Genomic DNA, 16,283 nt, shown 5'->3' with positions numbered 1-16,283 from the left:
TACTCTTTTTGTTTGGCGACATTAGAATACCACCAACAGGCAGTTGATCGTCTGTCACCTCTTAACCATGAGTGGTGCACTTATTATCTGAATTCGGGGCTTTTTGTAACGATAACGATGAAGACAAATTTCAAGAACTCTGACCCCTTGATTAAGCAATTTCAACAACTCTGACCCCTTGATTACATGACCCCTTGATTAGTTCCGGCGCTGGCCAAACAGGACATTTAAAACAAAGAAAAGCCCGGTGCGAACCGGGCTAACAACGAACCCTATTTAGGGCCACCATATAATTCAAATCAAAAGCGTATTACTTTTCAACCTGTAAGCGTTCCCATTTGGTTGGAGAAATAGTCGTCTTCTTTCCTATTTCTTTGATTGCATCTAACTGGGTTGAAGTTACTGTCTTCCCTTCTTCATAAAAAATCGCACAAATTGTTTCCAGAGCCAGTTTATTTTCATTCACTTCGATGAATTCCATAACTTCTTCTGTTTCATCAGCAGTGAAACTTTGTTTACAAAGTTCGAGCAGTTTGAGTAATTCTTCGCGCATAATTTAGTTCTTCTTTCCTGGATTTCTTGGCACATTATTAGGCCATGCAGTAATTATTTTACCATGCTCTTCATTGCTACCTGTTATCACATCTATTTTTACACCTTTTCTGGTTCCGGAGGTTTTTGTTCTTCCTTCACGAGCTGGCTTGGATTTAGATTCGGGGTCAGTAGCTACATCTGACACGGCATCCATCACTTCATCATCTGACCAATCAGAAGGAAATTCGGATTTGCCAGGAACCCCTCGTCCAGGCCCATGTCCACCTCCATCTTTGTCTCCGTTCAATATGTGGTTCGTTGCATCATCGTCAGCAAGATTCGTCAACTCACCATCGCTAGACTCACTATGTACAGCGTCATAAATTAAAACACCAAGGCTAGCACCTGTAGCCGCTTGAATACCATAGTTGATAGCACCGCCAATCTTCCACCCAACCTGAAATGCGCCTCGTCCCAAGGCAAAGGCAACAGCATTTTCACCGTTTGGATCCGCATGGTTTATCGGATCATTCCCAACATAGGCGTACCAGTTCATGCCGTCTTCGTAGCCGATGGGGTCGGTCTGCATAAAGCGGCCGAGCTTGGGATTGTAAACCCGTGCTTTGTAGTGATAAAGCGGTGTGCCCGGCAACGCAATTTGCCCCGTGTAACCAAAGCGCGCCACATTACCACTGTCAAACTCACCAAAAGGTCCATACTGGTAAGTCGCTACGACACGCCCGTCGCCATCCGTTTCACTGATGATAGAGCCCCTTTCATCCGCATGAAAGTAGCGTTTATTCTCTGTCCCTGACCCCTCATATTGCACCAAAGGGTCGTCCTCACTAAGACCATGTATGTAACGCTTTAAAAGCGTTCCACTGCTAGTGTATTCCGCAATCAGCTCCTGGCCATCATAAAGAAACATGGTTTTGTGGCCATTGAGTGTCGTTGAGCTTAAACGCCCTTTGGCATCATACCCGATACCCAAGCTCACTCCTGGCTTTGAGGCCGATGTCATGCGATTGTGAGCATTAAACTCAAACTTCCACCCATCGAAGCCTGTTAAATTTCCATTGTTATCATAGCTCAGCGATTGTTCGCCCACACTCGTGTATTGGTTTAATTCATTTGTGGTGTAGGTTTCGCTGCGGTCTGTGGGGATCCGCATCTGATAGTTATTGTTAGTCACTTTTTTGGAGCTCAGCTGACTGGCATAGTTATAACTAAACTCCGAGTGATTTATACCCACATGTATATAGCCGGAAACACGCCCTTTACCATCGTAACTCAGGGAGCTGACTTTCCCATTATCTCGGGTAATACCGACTAATTGAGACTTCTTGTTATACTGGTAGCTCACTAGGGCCGCCGTGCTTTCCTTTTCCTTGATGGCGGTCATAGCTCCGGTGGCATCATAGCTATATTTAACGTAAAAACCATCCGGGTACGTGAGTTGTACTCTCCTATCCCCTTTGTCCCATTGTGCTTCTAACTTTTTGCCATTCGTTGTTGTTGATACCACTCGCCCTAGCGCATCATAGCCATAACTTACTGTGCTGCTCCCACGCGTAATACTCTCCTCGCGCCCCAAAGCATCATAGGTAAACGTGATATCATCCTCATTTGACACTGTTGTTTTTGTTCTACGGTTTGTTGCATCATAACTATGTGTCAACACCGTGCCATCACGCTTAGTCCAAGTGGTTAAATTACCGTTCTTATCATAACTGTTTGCTTCGTAGGTGCCGTCCTCGAAGGTCGTCCTCGTCAGCCGGTCTATGCCATCATAAGTATAATTGGTGGTGTTATTATTCCCATCCGTGCGCGTTTTCACTTCACCGTTGTTAGTATACGTCAACTCTATATCGACACCCTCTGCATCTGTGCCGACGCCCGATACCACTTTCGTTTGTCGCGAAAGAGCATCGTAATAGGTGCGCGTCACTCTGTCGTTTCCTTGCTCACCTTTCGTACCTAGTACACAGGCCGACGTAGGGAGGTTGTCAAACTGGGTGGCGTTCATTCTCAGAACGCTACATACACGGCGGTTGCGTGTGTCATACGCATATTGCTGTACTTCTTCTACTTTAGCTGAAGAGCTAATAACGTCTTTAACGACAAGCCCCTTGCTGTTGTATGTTTTTACTTGAGTAAGAAAGACATCTAACGCATTTAAGTCTTCGCTTGATGCTGACGTTACAGTCCCTGTTTCAACCTTTCTTATTTGCTCATCTTGATTACGGTAGGTAATGCGTTTTGCAACCCGAACTCCCTGCTGGTTTTCCGCTCCAATTTCCCACGTCATTCGTCCAGCGCTATCGTAACGATAGTATTTAGCATCCGCATTCCCCGCTAAGGGGCCATCCTCAGACGTCACGCGACCTGCACTATCGTATGTAAAGGTCGTAACTTGCTTTACCGACCCTACACCATTCGTTTTTGTAATAGTCTTGGGTAATGTGGTGTTGTTCCAATAGGTGTACTGAGTGACTTGCTCTTTTTTTGAGTCACAGTCGTCCTTCGTGCACACTGAGGTGCTCATTAAGCGATGAAAGTCGCCGTTTTTTTCCCACGTGTTGGTTGTTAGTCGCTGCTTGCCATTGCTATCCACAGGCTCAAGCTTCGTCAACATGCCTCCATGCGATGCAAAACTGTAATGTGTTGTTTTACCATTTGCATCTGTAATAGAGGTAGGCCGAAAACATTGAACATTTGATACTTCCGTAGCTTCACAACCTGTGGACTCATACGCTGCAGTAACGACGATATCACTTGGTGTCATACTTGCTTTTGACTTCAAGCGCTTTTCGATAATATTCCCTATCGCATCATACTTATAATGCTCTGTATTTCCCTCTGGGTACGTGATACGACCAAGGCGGTAATTTGCATCATATGCATATTTCGTCTCTTGATTGAGACTATTTACTTCACTTGTAATCATCATTTTCCTATCCGTGGGGCGACCGGTCTGCGATAGATTAATGGTTCGGGAATAACTTTCCGGACCTGTGATGACTACTTTTGAGAACTCTCTGTGAGGCATAACGCCTCCCCCGGTGGGGGGGGTATAAGCGTAGTGATAAGTTTGCCCATCAGTAACCACTTTTGAGACAAAGTAATTCTGTGTCTCGTCACCATAAGGCTGAGTAGAGGTCGTCACAGCGATGGAGCTCGCCGTATCGGACGGGCGAGTCAATGTAAAGTTACGAACCTCTTCGCTACCACCAAACGCGTTGCTAAACCCCGTATAAGCCCATGTGCGTCCCTGTTTATCTGTAACAGTCCCATCGCCATAGGTCATTTTGGCTAAAGCGACATCAGGCTTCGTCGATTTCACTATGCTTGCCGTTTTAACTTGATACCAAGGGTTACCAGCCAGCCCAAATTTATCTTTCGAGTCAGACTTGTAGGTAAACACCAACTGATAACCTATATTCGACTCTACTCGTAATAAGCGATGAAAAGTAAAATAGGGGTTTAAATTGGCATCTTTAAATGTTTCGTAATGATAGGTGTGCACTTCTCCATCAGTAAAATTCACCGTTGTTGCGTACCAACCACCTTGCCTCGCTTTTACCGAAGAGCTGCCATTGATGAAAAAGAAGTTAGCTGAATAACGAATGGTGCGCCCAGTGTTACCCTCTGTGTATATAAATGAGCTGGAGGAACGAGGACTATAAAGTCCACCGATTATTCGCGAGCCATTGTTGACTATAGGTTTACAACCCACATTTTGTGGACAAGAGAAGTTCTCTGATTGGCTGCTACCATTCGACAGTGACACCGTCGTTCTTCCCGAAAGCGATGAATCAGAGCTCCATTGAGTCAACGATAAGCGTGACTCGAGTTTCTGCATACTTTCAAATGACAACCTCGGAGCCGCTGGAATGCTTAGCATAGGCAAACGCGGTTGATATTTACCTGTGGTTAAATTAACCGAGTTAATATCCGTAATTGACATCGGGGGCTTTATTGTCGGTATGCTGTCTTCACTTTGCGCGACATATGAACAGCACAGACCAATCAGCGCTAAAATAAAAGAGAGCTTAGTTTTCATCGTTGCCTTCCTTGGTGTCATTTAGATTGAAAAAAGGAGTTGCTTCATTGAGCAAACCGTCGTCGGAACTGACCTGCCGTTCTTGCTCCCGTGTGCTCGACGAGACGCTGCTCGTTGAGGGACTGCTCGTTGAGATGCGGTTACCTGCATCGTCATAACGATAACTCACAGCGTTCGCCTCACTTTCTTTTACTGTGATGAGCCTACCGCGCGCATCATACGCGAAGGTAACTGTTGAAATGCTGCCCGTGTTTACCTCAAATGTGCCACTTACAATGTCACTTTCACCAACGCCATCTAAGCTTGCTTTCGCGCAAAGTGTGGTGCTTTCAGTTATAGCAATTGGGCTGGTGTATGGCTGCCAGTCAGTGGCGCTTTGACAGGTTTGCTCATCTACTACAATCGCGTACTCTATGATCGCTGGGGCTATACTATGGTTGATGGCAATCTTTTCACTCATTGATGAGACCACTCCTTGCTCAGGAGTGAACCATGGAGTCGCCAATTTATTGTTCACTACATGCCGGAAGGTCAAGAACTTACTCGGATCACGAGGAAACCTCTGTGTTTTTTGTTGATCAATGAAACATTCCCATTGAACTAAGTAGTCTCTAGGCTCTGTGAATATGTGTACTCCATTGTCGCCTTTGGGGGCGCGCCACACCTCTTCGGCCGCCCCATTTTTGTAAGCACGACAAGCATTGACCCCCTCAATATCCCAATAGAAGGTACTTTCTGCTCCGATGTTCGCTTCACCGGGAACCCACTCAAAACGGTGCACTTTTACTGAGCTTGATTCCACTAAAATATTTGTAAATGCAGGTTCGCTACAGAGAAATTCATCGTTACAAGCAATTACTGAGAACTGATAGTTTCCTGGTTGCAATAAAGGCTCAGTTCGCAATGAAAAAGAAAACTTATTTACTTTCTGAGTAATAGGAGGGTAAGACTTAAAAGCACCATCAGGAGCTTGCTCTATTACTTGGTAGCTTCCTCCCACACGTAACCCATTGAACTGCCACCTGAGAACTGCTTCAGAGTCTACATCGACAACCCCAAGAGGCGCTGATAAGTTACTTACCCGGCTTGGCTTATCATATATTTGGACTCTAACGCTCGGACTAAATACGCTGCATTTAGACTGAATGCACGCTGCATAAGATAAAAAGTAATACCCAGCTGAATCAAGCGTTAGAGATGTTTCTTCACCCGTAAATATAGAAGTTGAGACCGCAGTAAGGTCACTTCCGTCCAAAGGACCTTTCATCACCTTAAACTTATAACCGTCAGCTCCTTTAATACGCTCAGTAGCTACGGAGAAGGACTTATTGATAGCTTGATAATTACCTCCTAAAACATCTGGCGCCACTTTCGGTGAGTTAGGTATTACTTGTACCTCTGCTTTTTCATAAGCGCTGCAGTGAGAATTATCATTGCAAGCTCGAACTGAAAACACATATTTCCCAAACTGACTGAGTGGGCGCGACTTTAAGGAGAGGGCAAACTGATTTACCTTTTGGGTAATAATAGGATAACTATGATAAATACCATTTGGTGTACGCTCCCTTACTTCATAGTAGCCGCCAATACGTGTACCATTAAAATTCCACGAAATAGTTATTGTTGAGTCTGAATCTACTACGGCTTTTGATAATGATAGGTTTTTGACGACACCTGGCGTTGCATAAACCTGCAATCTGGTCTCAGGGCCAAAGCCTCCACAGACACTACCACTGCATGCGGCATACGAAATGAAGTGATAACCGGTAGAAGTAAGAGAAAGCGTCTTTGAGTTGCCTCGAATATTCTCATACCCAACCAGACTTTTATTGCTTCCACTTAGATTACCTTTCATTATTCTAAGTTTATAGTTAGTTATTTCAGGAATGGCATTAGTCGCAATTGAGAAAAGCTTATTAACAGGTTGATATAGACCAGAGCTAATAACTGGTTTCGAACTAACTGAAGGTGGAATGACTTTAGTCGTAACTTCTTTAGGAAGACTACAATAGTTATTATCATTGCAGGCCAATATTTTAAAGCGATAAAGTCCGTAACTGGCCAGAGGGTAAGAAGTAAGTGAAAAGTCAAATTGACCCACTGGCTGCCTAATATTAGGGTATGTTCTAGAGCTGCCGTCAGGTCTCTGCTCTATTACCCTATAAAACCCCCCAACACGGACGCCATTAAAGTTCCAATTTAATGTAGCCTTACTTCCCTTAGCTGTTTTTGATGAAGAGATATCAAGATTCTTAACATGACGCGGTGTTCCGTACACTTGAATTTGAACTTCTGGTCCGAAACTACTGCAATAATTAATTGCGCAGGCTGAATATGAAACTTTATGGTAGCCGGTTTGATCACTAGAAAATGAAACGGAGTTGCCAGAGTAAGATCTTTGGACTTTTGTTGTATTGCCATAGCGTACTCTCAATTTATAGGATGTGGCGCCTGCAACAGAGCTGGTTTCAGCTGTGATAGCACCACTAAGCGGCTTGTAATTTCCACCAACAATTACGGGTGCCCGTGAGGGTTTAGGAGGTGTGACCCCCCGAATCGAAATGACGGTGTTTCTTCCACATCCCACGTTATTGGGGTTACAGGCAGTAACCGATAAGGTGTTATCACCAATTTTATCTACCTTCGCACTAAAGCTCCTGCTGCCTGTGCTACCGACTAGCTTGTCATTAACTTTTACTTTATAAGTCACTCCATTAACTTGACCGCCTGCTCCGCCCCAAGATAAATTTACATTGCTACCAACGATGGAAGTCCCTGAGGATACAGACAAGTTAGTGACAGGTCCTGGGGCCGTATAGAACTTGATTCCTCGAGTGCTAGATTTTTGCCCACAACCACCAGAGTTACATGCCCTAACAGAGAAACTACGAGTCCCGAAAGTATTGTAGGAAATCGAGACAGAACGACTGGAACCAGAGTAAATACGCTTAGTTCCCTCATACAATTGGTATTTGCTTGCTCCTGAAGTGGCTCGCCAAGATATTGTTATATTTTTATTGACTGGCCACTCAGAGGAAGCAGAAGGGCGGTTTGCTCTAGCTGGAACGGGTTCCACGACTCGTCGGTATGCAGAAAAATTCTTTCTGTTTCCATCAGCATCTTCGCAAAACCAATAAGTTCGGTGCGTTCCCACCGAGTTATAAATATGAGGTCCAGATTTACCTGATGAGGACCTTCTTCTGGTGTTGTTTGAACTAGAGGGATGCGCTTGGCAGTACTCGGCATTTGCAACGTCCCAATAGAAGGTAGTTGGCTGACCTACAGTAGCTGTAGACGGTGACCAAGAAAATTTTCGCGCGTACATAGAAGCGGCTTCGACTTGCTGCAATACCGACAATAAAGTCATGAACAACAAGGAAAGCTTGAAAAACCCAGCTAGTTTCATTTCTCTTCCCTAAGTTTATAGAGTCATATTTATAAAAAAGCGGACAGTCTACAGCAACTAGAGAACAAATACAGTTAAGCACAAGTTCATATGTAAACAGAAGTAAACATGTGATCTATCTATAGATGAGGAGTGGTCGTTTGAGTTCTATTATAAAATCTTTAACAACTCACTACGCGCATCTAGATCTTTCGAGGCTATACATTAAAGAGGTGAATTACAGAGAGACTTCTTGCAAAGGTTATTTGTATATCAATGATGGTGAGCCCATACAAACAGCAATGGATATTGCAAAAGCTGAAAGTGGGAGGTTGAAAAAACTATCCAATTTATTTCGATTCTGCAAAAGGAAATAGTGTTATTGTGGTGAAAGTTGGCAGAGGTGAGTAGATTTATCCACTCACTGCTTATATTTGCCATATCTTCTATAGCCAAGTCTGTGCTTGGCTCGTTCCTACCTATACACCTCTGAGCGTTCGATCACTTCAATATCGTAGCCGTCGGGGTCTTTGATAAAGAAAAACTTAGCAACTAAGTCATCACCATTATAAAAGGACTTAATTTCTTTGGGTTGATAGCCTGCGGCGATGGCTTTGCCGTGCAGCGATTCAAGATGCTCCTCGGCAAAAGCGAGGTGACCATAACCGTTACCTAGGTCATAATCGCTATCACTGTGATAGTTCCAAGTCAGCTCTAGTTCAAAGCTGCTGTGTTCATTCGCTAAATAGATAAGTGAAAAATCAGCAAAATCGACCCTTCTTCTCACCTGCAATGCGAATACATCGTGGTAAAATCGAATCGAACGTTGCGCGTCTTTCACGCGGATCATGGAATGAATCATTTTGGCCATTATTTACCCCAGAGAAATCTATGTGTGAACTCTATGCATCAACTTCCCCTGAGCGCTACAGTGTTAAAAAGCGCTCTATTCGTATTCAAGGTGTGGTTACCAGCCTCGCTTTAGAAAATGAAATTTGGCATACCTTGGAGCGCATTGCTGCCCAAGAGCAGCTGCCCTTAGCGGAATTTATTTCCACCTTGTATCAGGAGGTGATTGAGCGTCATGGCAGCATAACCAACCTCGCCTCAATGCTAAGAGTCACGTGTTTAACTTACTTAGACCAGTGTAAACAAAGCTGAGTCGCTAAGGGTAGTAAAGGAATACTACATTAATAATAAAAAGCGGGTGAGCGCCTTATCGGGAGCCTCATGGGTAAAAGGCTACTCGCTCACCCCAAAAGGGAAGGGATTAACTTTTCGCTGAGAGCTCTTGGTTGACCTGGTCAATACCCACTTCGCTAATACGTGCAATAATCTCTTTTTGCTTCGCGTTGAGTAATGAGATGCCCTCAGCCACGAGGTCGTACACACGCCAGGTGCCAGATTTATCGCGGCGCAGCTTAAACACAATATCTATGGTTGGCTTACCGGGCTCAACAATTTCGGTTTTTACCGAGGCATAGCCATTGTCACCGTGGCCGTTAGGTTTAATAAAACGCACTTCTTGGCCTTTATAACTCATCAATGCATCGGCATACGTCACCGTTAAGTAGGACTCCACCGCATCGATAAACGCCAGCGCCTGCCCCTTATTAATCTCGCGCACGTGTTTACCCAATAACTTAAACGACACAAACTTGGTATCAATGTGCGGTATTAACCGTGTTTTCACGACTTCTTTAAGTTTGGCTTTTTTGTCATCACCTTGAGCATCGACTGCGGCGATATCGACAAAAAGTTTATCGCCCACTTGCTTGAGCAGAGAAAACGGCGTATTGGTTTGCGCAGCATGAGCTGAGCCAAACGCAACAGCAAAAAAGAGTAATAAAAAATAACGATATGCTTTCATAGTGCATTCCAATGAGCTGTGAATGGTGAAATTCTAGCGCAGCGGCCTTCGCAAAGTAAGAAACAATAATGCACAGCATTGGTTCCAAAAATGCACATATCAATAACACCAGTAAAATCAGATAATTAAGGTTTTTGTGCCATAAAGGCACCGTTGTTGTGCACGGGTGCGCATTGAAACGAAAGGGGTGGATATAGATATTACCGCTACTTTTTAGCAGCTAAACACAGACGTATGAAAGCAGTAATCATCCCATTAACCTTAGCGCTAAGTTCGCTCGTTATCACGCCGGCTAAGGCAGAGCCTCGCCATGGTGTTGCCAGTCACTACATTCAAGGTGAAGGTGATGTTAAAGGCATAAAATTAGCCTATCAGTACTACGTCAACGACTATTTACCCGAGCAATTCTCCCAGTTTGATGTGTACTTCGAGAGCAGCATCAATTTTTGGCGTTACGGCAAGGACAATCAACACGATCAAAATGTGGTAGTGGCACTATCACCGGTGTTTCAATACCCGATGACCACATTCAAAGGACGACCCTTGGTGCTGGAGTTTGGTATTGGTGTATCACTACTTGACGACACCCAGTTTGCTGGCAAAAACGTAAGCACCCACTACCAATTCGAAGACAGAGTTGGGGTGGTTTATAAAATGGAAAATGCCGATATTGGTGTGCGCTATATGCATTATTCTAATGCAGGGTTTAAAAGCCCGAATCCTGGCCTAGATTTTATCTCTTTTTCTTACACTCATTTCTTCTAACAGCAAAAAGGGCGCTAAGCGCCCTTTTATAAAACAATTTGCTACACCCGCATTAAGGCTGAATTTTGACCACCGGGCGCGATCGCGCACTGTGATTGTACAAGGTCGTCAGCGCATCTCGCACTGCCGCTTCGGTAAACGGGATCACTTCCAGATCCGGCGCAATAATCGCTCCCGATTGCACGTCTCCAATCAACTGTTGCCCCATAAAGCTAAGCTTTTGCTGTGCGCATAAGCTGTTCGCCAACCAAGCACCACCGAGGGACACCACAGAAATGTTCGGTGCGCGGCGGAATAATAGTTCTTGGGGAATACTAGGAAAGCCATTCAAACAGGCGATGCGGCCACAAAAGCGCAAATGCTCTAAGTCACATAAGAATGAATCACCACCACAGGTGTTAAGGATGGCATCAAAGCCGCCCGGACCCAGCTCATGCTTAATGTTGCACTCCAGCCCTTCGCAATTGGCATCAAATACCACATCGGCCCCCAAGGCCTTAAGCCGCTCATGCTCCCCTGCTTCACTGTAAACGAACACCATAGCTCCGCGCAGCTTGGCATACTGAATAGCAAAATGCGCCACCGCCCCGCAGCCAGAGTCAATCAGCAGACTGTCTCCTTCTTCAAGCTGCAGCTTGTCGAGCGCTGCTAAGGCCGTCATACCGGCATTGGGCAAGGTGGCCGCAACCTCACTCGGCACCTCAGCGGGGACTTCCGATACCGCATAGTTAGGAACGGTAGCATACTGTTTGAGCATGCCTTGCGAGCCGAGGCTGGCGTTAAACATCACCCGTGCGCCCTTGGCGGGAAACACGCCTGCGGGCGCGTTCAGTACCGTTCCCACCGCATCTAGGCCCAGCACATGAGGATATTGCCAATGGCAAAAGCCTTCTGCTGCCAGCTTGGCGTCGATGTGGTTTAACGCCACATATTCAATCGCCACTAACAACTCATTGTCATCAGCGACGGGGACGCTCTGCTTGTTCATGCAAAGGGCAAATTGCGGCGACGGTTCATTGATCACCATCGTTGTCATTTGCTGTGCTGACTCTGCCATAACTCTGACTCACCTCTTAAATACTGTTCATGCGCAGAACCCCTAGATGACGGGCACCTTGTGCAGTGCGCGACTCCAACGTCCACTGAGCTCGGAATATACGCCAACCTGGGCATTGAGCCAAGTGTCACGCGTGATCAGGGTATCCTGCTGTGCTATTAAAACATCTTGACGGGCGTCCAACAACTCAAGGTATGGCAACTGCCCTTCCTCGTATGCAGCACGCGCTTGTTCATAAGCCTGTTGCGACGCTTGTAAGCGCGATTGCGCCAAGTTCAATGTTTGCTGTTGTTGGAAAACGGTTTGCAGCGAAAGTTCCGCACCGGCTATGACATTACTCAAGGTTTGCCGATAGCTGTGATACTGCGCCTGCGATAAGGCTTTTTGTTGCTGCAGTTGTGCCAATAACTCAGGGTAGCTAAACAGCGACCATTGCACTTGCGGATTAACCTGCCACTGCCCCTGAGTCTGTTGAAAATGACTGCCACCTACGCCCAACACACCGGCAAACGCACTAAGGCTTACATCGGGGTACAACGCACGTTGAGCGCTGGTGCTCAACGCCGCCTGTTCGGTTAATTGGGCAACACTGCGACGTACATCGGGACGTTGCATAAGCGCTTGCTGTGGGTCTAACAAGGCGAGGTTGAGCGCCCACTGTTGATATTGCGCCTCGCTTAGCGCCGTCAGCTGCAACTGCTGCGCGCTGCTATCGAGAATCATAGCTAAAGTGGCACGCTCGGCCAGCATCAAGGCTTGTAGCTGTGGCAGGCGTTGTTTTAGCTGGAAGTACTGTGAGCGGGTGCGATTGAGTTCAAACTCGGTCGCTACGCCCTCTTCGACTTGTACTGCCAGTATATCCATACTTTGCGATAACGCCTCAAGTTGCCGCTTGGTCAGCTGCTGTTGTTGGGCAAACCCTTGCCAACGCATATAGCTGCGCACCGTGGTAACCACCAGCTCTTTACTGAGCTGTTGATGTGCCGCAAGTTGGGCATGGGTGCGGGCACTGGCAGCATCGGCAAGCGCGCGCAGACGCCCTGATAAATCCAGCTGCCAATTGAGCACACCACGCGCACTGGCCTGTTCCTGCACGCCACTATATGTAGTTTGAACGTTCTTACCACGCTGTGCTTGAGCATTCAGGCCACCATTGGGCCAGTAGGTAAACTCACTGACATCCAAATTGGCCAATGCCGCCTTAATACGTGCGCTGGCGGCTTGTAAGTCTTGATTGCGCACCAACACGCTATCCACCAGCTGGTTTAGCTCATCACTGTGCAGTTGCTGCCACCAACCGATTTCATCCGCACTGCGCTGCGCCATCAGTACCTGATTGCGCTCAAGGCGTTGCTGCGTTTTTTTGTCTGCCTGTTGCGCCTGAGCAATAATACGCTCGCCGGGAGCAGCGCAGCCTGCTAAGGCTGCGATACTCAGAGCAATGACACTCATTTTAGTTGTGTTCATGATGCGCTCCTTTTTGCCCTAAGGTCACCACATAGTAAAATACCGGCGTAAATAGTAACCCAAATACCGTCACGCCAATCATGCCAAAGAACACCGCATTACCCATGGCATGGCGCATTTCTGCACCGGCCCCAGAGGCCAGCACCAAAGGCACAACCCCTGCGGTAAAGGCGATGGAGGTCATAAGAATCGGGCGTAAGCGCAAGCGACATGCTTCAATAATGGCCTGCCAATGACTGCGCCCTTGTTTGTGGCTATCGCGGGCAAACTCCACCATCAAAATGGCATTCTTAGAGGCCAGCGCCACCAAGACAATTAAGGCGATTTGCGTGAAGATATTATTGTCGCCACCAAGTAGCCACACTCCCAGTAATGCCGAGAAAATCGTCATCGGTACAATCATAATAATCGCCAACGGCAAGCGTAAACTTTCATACTGCGCCGCCAACACCATAAATACCAACAGCACCACTAAGGGGAATACGTAGACCATGGTATTACCGGCAAGAATTTGCTGATAGGTGACTTCGGTCCACTCATAGGCGATGCCGTTAGGCAAGGTGTCGCTGAGCACTTGCTCAATGGCCAACTTCGCTTGATCTGAGCTGTAACCCGGTGCCGGACTGCCGTTTAGCTCGGCACTGGGGTAGCCGTTGTAGTGCATGACACGATCAGGGCCGGTGGTAGGCGTGACCTTTAATACCGAGCCTAGAGGCACCATGTCGCCACTGCGATTACGCACTTTAAGCTGGGCGATTTGCTCGCGTTGCTGGCGATAATCAGCATCGGCTTGTGCTGTCACCTGATAGGTGCGACCAAAGACATTAAAGTCATTCACATACAGTGAGCCCAAATACACTTGCAGCGCATCAAACACCTCATTGAGCGGGATCCCTTGCAGCAGTGCTTGCTCGCGGTCGATATCAATGTTCATTTGCGGCACTTGAATGCGGAAGCTGGAGTATAAACCCGTTAACTCCGGTTGCTGACGCGCCTCAGCGATGACTTTTTGCAGCGCTAAAAAGAGCGCCTCAAAGCCTTTATTTGCTCTGTCTTCAAGCTGCAACTTAAAGCCACCTGTGGTGCCAAGGCCTTGAATGGGCGGCGGTGGAAACACTGCAACATAGGCTTCATCAATAGCCGCAAAACGCTGGTTAAGCTGGGCTGCGATAGCGTGCGCCGACATACTCGGATCGCTGCGCTTATCAAAGTCATCAAGGGGCGTGAACACAATGCCGCTGTTGGTGCTATTGGTAAACCCGTTCACCGATAACCCAGGGAAAGACACGGTATTAGCCACACCGGGAACTTGCAGCGCAATTTTCTCCATTTGCTGCACCACTTTGTGGGTACGCTCTAAACTGGCCGCGTCGGGCAATTGCGCCACCGCAACCAAATATTGCTTATCTTGCGCCGGAATAAACCCACCCGGGACTTGCTGAAATAACCCCACGGTGGAGCCCACTAATACCACGTACACGGCACCGACGACCACACTCATGCGCAATAGCTTTTTAACCAGTCGCTCATAACCGTTGGCGCCTTTGTCAAAGAGTCGATTAAAAGGTTTAAATAGCCAAGTTCCAAATAACCGCTCCAACAGCTGTGTTAGCTTGTCAGGCTTGGCATCATGGGGCTTAAGCAATAAAGCAGACAACGCTGGCGATAAGGTTAAGGAATTAAACGCCGAGATAAGCGTGGAGATAGTAATGGTTAACGCGAACTGCTTATAAAACTGACCCGATAGCCCGGTGATAAACGCCGTGGGAATAAACACCGCACATAACACCAAGGCAATGGCGATAATGGGCCCGGTGACCTCGGTCATGGCAATGCGCGTGGCCGCCAATGGGCTATGACCATTCTCAATATTACGCTCGACATTTTCGACCACCACAATGGCATCATCAACAACAATGCCGATGGCCAGTACCAGCCCAAATAACGACAAGGTGTTAATCGATACGCCGAGCCACTGCATCACCGCGAAAGTACCAATGAGGGAGACCGGCACCGCAATAAGCGGAATAATGGATGCACGCCAAGTTTGCAGGAATAAGATCACCACCACCACAACCAGTAGAATCGCCTCAAGCAAGGTTTTGATCACCGCATCAATCGAGCCGCGCACAAACACGGTAGGGTCGTAGGCAATATCGTATTCTACGCCAGCAGGAAAGTCTTGTGACAGGCGCGCCATGGTTGCACGAACATTATCGGAAAGTTCAATGGCGTTCGAGCCCGGACGTTGGAAAATCGGAATGGCTAACGCCGGTTGCCCGTCTAGCATCGCCCGCAGGGCGTAATTGTCTTGCCCTAACTCGATACGAGCGACATCGGCTAAGCGGGTAATTGCGCCGTTGTCATCAACACGCACCACCACCTGCTCAAACTCGTCAATGCTGGATAACCGCCCTTTGACGTTTAGCAACACTTGAAACTGACTGCTCGTTGGTGAAGGCTGCGCGCCTAGGCTACCCGCTGCGACTTGCTGGTTTTGCTCACGCAGCGCCGCAACCACATCCATTGCCGTTAGCTGACGCTCGGCCAGCGCACTGGGGTTGAGCCACACGCGCATAGCGTATTTACCGCCGCCAAACATCTGCACATCGCCAACACTGCTCAGGCGTGCCAACTCATCCTTGATATACAAATCGGCATAGTTCGACATATACGAGGTATCGTGGGTCTTTTCAGGAGAATAGAGGTGAACCACCATAGCCAAATTCGGCGAGGACTTTTGCGCCACCACGCCTAAGCGCTGCACTTCTTGCGGCAATCGCGGTAAAGCGCTATTCACTCGGTTTTGGACCTGCACCTGAGCGCGATCCAGGTCTGTTCCCAAGGCAAAGGTCACCGTCAGGGTGAGGCGGCCATCACTGGTGGCTTGAGAAGACATGTACAACATGTTCTCAAGGCCATTGATTTCCTGCTCTAACGGCGTGGCAACAGTTTCAGCGATCACCTTAGGGTTAGCGCCGGGGTAAGTGGCATTGACCACCACCGTAGGCGGCACTACCTCAGGGTATTCACTGACCGGTAACTGGAATAATGAAATAGCCCCGGTGATCACAAACACCAAAGACAACATGGCCGCAAAAATCGGCCGGTTTATAAAAAAGTGTGAAAAATTCATACGCTC

General features: G+C 47.3%; 10 protein-coding genes. 2 read left to right on the top strand and 8 right to left on the bottom strand.

Annotated elements, in window-relative coordinates; translation table 11 throughout:
• Positions 1 to 310 precede the first annotated feature (310 nt).
• The 4 genes from MHM93_RS16295 to MHM93_RS16280 form a co-directional block, all read right to left on the bottom strand.
• Positions 311 to 553: a MafI family immunity protein gene (locus tag MHM93_RS16295; RefSeq protein ID WP_239449835.1), complete on the bottom strand. Its 243-nt coding sequence runs from the start codon at positions 551 to 553 to the stop codon at positions 311 to 313.
• Positions 554 to 556: 3 nt separating this feature from the next.
• Positions 557 to 4,597, bottom strand: a complete 4,041-nt coding sequence (locus tag MHM93_RS16290) for an RHS repeat-associated core domain-containing protein (protein WP_239449834.1) — start codon at positions 4,595 to 4,597, stop codon at positions 557 to 559.
• Positions 4,587 to 8,003 carry an RHS repeat domain-containing protein gene (locus MHM93_RS16285; protein WP_239449833.1) on the bottom strand — a complete coding sequence of 1,139 codons (3,417 nt, stop codon included), beginning with the start codon at positions 8,001 to 8,003 and terminating at the stop codon, positions 4,587 to 4,589. Before MHM93_RS16285 ends, MHM93_RS16290 begins: the two co-directional genes overlap by 11 nt.
• A gap of 454 nt (positions 8,004 to 8,457) precedes the next feature.
• A complete protein-coding gene (locus MHM93_RS16280; protein WP_239449832.1) occupies positions 8,458 to 8,853 on the bottom strand; it encodes a VOC family protein in 396 nt (131 codons plus the stop codon).
• A gap of 20 nt (positions 8,854 to 8,873) precedes the next feature.
• Between MHM93_RS16280 and MHM93_RS16275 the strand changes: the two genes are divergently transcribed.
• Positions 8,874 to 9,143, top strand: a complete 270-nt coding sequence (locus MHM93_RS16275; protein ID WP_130145898.1) for a ribbon-helix-helix domain-containing protein — start codon at positions 8,874 to 8,876, stop codon at positions 9,141 to 9,143.
• A gap of 109 nt (positions 9,144 to 9,252) precedes the next feature.
• Here the strand turns inward: MHM93_RS16275 and MHM93_RS16270 are convergent, their stop codons facing one another.
• Positions 9,253 to 9,852: an ABC transporter substrate-binding protein gene (locus MHM93_RS16270; RefSeq protein WP_022946612.1), complete on the bottom strand. Its 600-nt coding sequence runs from the start codon at positions 9,850 to 9,852 to the stop codon at positions 9,253 to 9,255.
• 234 nt (positions 9,853 to 10,086) lie between these two features.
• Here MHM93_RS16270 and MHM93_RS16265 point away from each other — a divergent pair, with 234 nt between their 5' ends.
• Positions 10,087 to 10,617 (top strand): acyloxyacyl hydrolase, encoded by a 531-nt coding sequence (locus tag MHM93_RS16265; RefSeq protein ID WP_239449831.1) that lies wholly within the window; start codon positions 10,087 to 10,089, stop codon positions 10,615 to 10,617.
• Between the two features lie 52 nt (positions 10,618 to 10,669).
• Here MHM93_RS16265 and MHM93_RS16260 read toward each other — a convergent pair whose 3' ends face one another.
• From MHM93_RS16260 to MHM93_RS16250, 3 genes are read right to left on the bottom strand one after another with little or no spacing between them, the layout of a single operon-like run.
• Entirely contained in the window at positions 10,670 to 11,674 is a 1,005-nt protein-coding gene (locus MHM93_RS16260) for a zinc-binding dehydrogenase (protein WP_239449830.1), read from the bottom strand.
• Positions 11,675 to 11,716: 42 nt separating this feature from the next.
• A complete protein-coding gene (locus tag MHM93_RS16255) occupies positions 11,717 to 13,141 on the bottom strand; it encodes a TolC family protein (RefSeq protein WP_239449829.1) in 1,425 nt (474 codons plus the stop codon).
• The gene (locus MHM93_RS16250) at positions 13,128 to 16,277 is read right to left on the bottom strand and encodes a multidrug efflux RND transporter permease subunit (RefSeq protein ID WP_239449828.1); all 3,150 of its coding nucleotides are present in this window, start codon (positions 16,275 to 16,277) and stop codon (positions 13,128 to 13,130) included. The genes MHM93_RS16255 and MHM93_RS16250 overlap by 14 nt, the downstream gene beginning before the upstream one ends.
• Between the last annotated feature and the right edge of the window lie 6 nt (positions 16,278 to 16,283).

The organism is Pseudoalteromonas sp. MM17-2, from assembly GCF_022347945.1.
GTDB classification, from domain to species: Bacteria; Pseudomonadota; Gammaproteobacteria; order Enterobacterales; family Alteromonadaceae; genus Pseudoalteromonas; species Pseudoalteromonas ruthenica.
The sequence above is the reverse complement of the archived record's forward strand: the minus strand, read 5'-3'. Positions and strand labels throughout refer to the sequence as shown.

What these genes read in the sequence shown, in the direction of transcription:
- MHM93_RS16295 (WP_239449835.1), bottom strand. Translation starts at nt 553, where the DNA reads ATGCGCGAAGAATTACTCAAACTGCTCGAACTTTGTAAACAAAGTTTC.
- MHM93_RS16290 (WP_239449834.1), bottom strand. Translation starts at nt 4,597, where the DNA reads ATGAAAACTAAGCTCTCTTTTATTTTAGCGCTGATTGGTCTGTGCTGT.
- MHM93_RS16285 (WP_239449833.1), bottom strand. Translation starts at nt 8,003, where the DNA reads ATGAAACTAGCTGGGTTTTTCAAGCTTTCCTTGTTGTTCATGACTTTA.
- MHM93_RS16280 (WP_239449832.1), bottom strand. Translation starts at nt 8,853, where the DNA reads ATGGCCAAAATGATTCATTCCATGATCCGCGTGAAAGACGCGCAACGT.
- MHM93_RS16275 (WP_130145898.1), top strand. Translation starts at nt 8,874, where the DNA reads ATGTGTGAACTCTATGCATCAACTTCCCCTGAGCGCTACAGTGTTAAA.
- MHM93_RS16270 (WP_022946612.1), bottom strand. Translation starts at nt 9,852, where the DNA reads ATGAAAGCATATCGTTATTTTTTATTACTCTTTTTTGCTGTTGCGTTT.
- MHM93_RS16265 (WP_239449831.1), top strand. Translation starts at nt 10,087, where the DNA reads ATGAAAGCAGTAATCATCCCATTAACCTTAGCGCTAAGTTCGCTCGTT.
- MHM93_RS16260 (WP_239449830.1), bottom strand. Translation starts at nt 11,674, where the DNA reads ATGGCAGAGTCAGCACAGCAAATGACAACGATGGTGATCAATGAACCG.
- MHM93_RS16255 (WP_239449829.1), bottom strand. Translation starts at nt 13,141, where the DNA reads ATGAACACAACTAAAATGAGTGTCATTGCTCTGAGTATCGCAGCCTTA.
- MHM93_RS16250 (WP_239449828.1), bottom strand. Translation starts at nt 16,277, where the DNA reads ATGAATTTTTCACACTTTTTTATAAACCGGCCGATTTTTGCGGCCATG.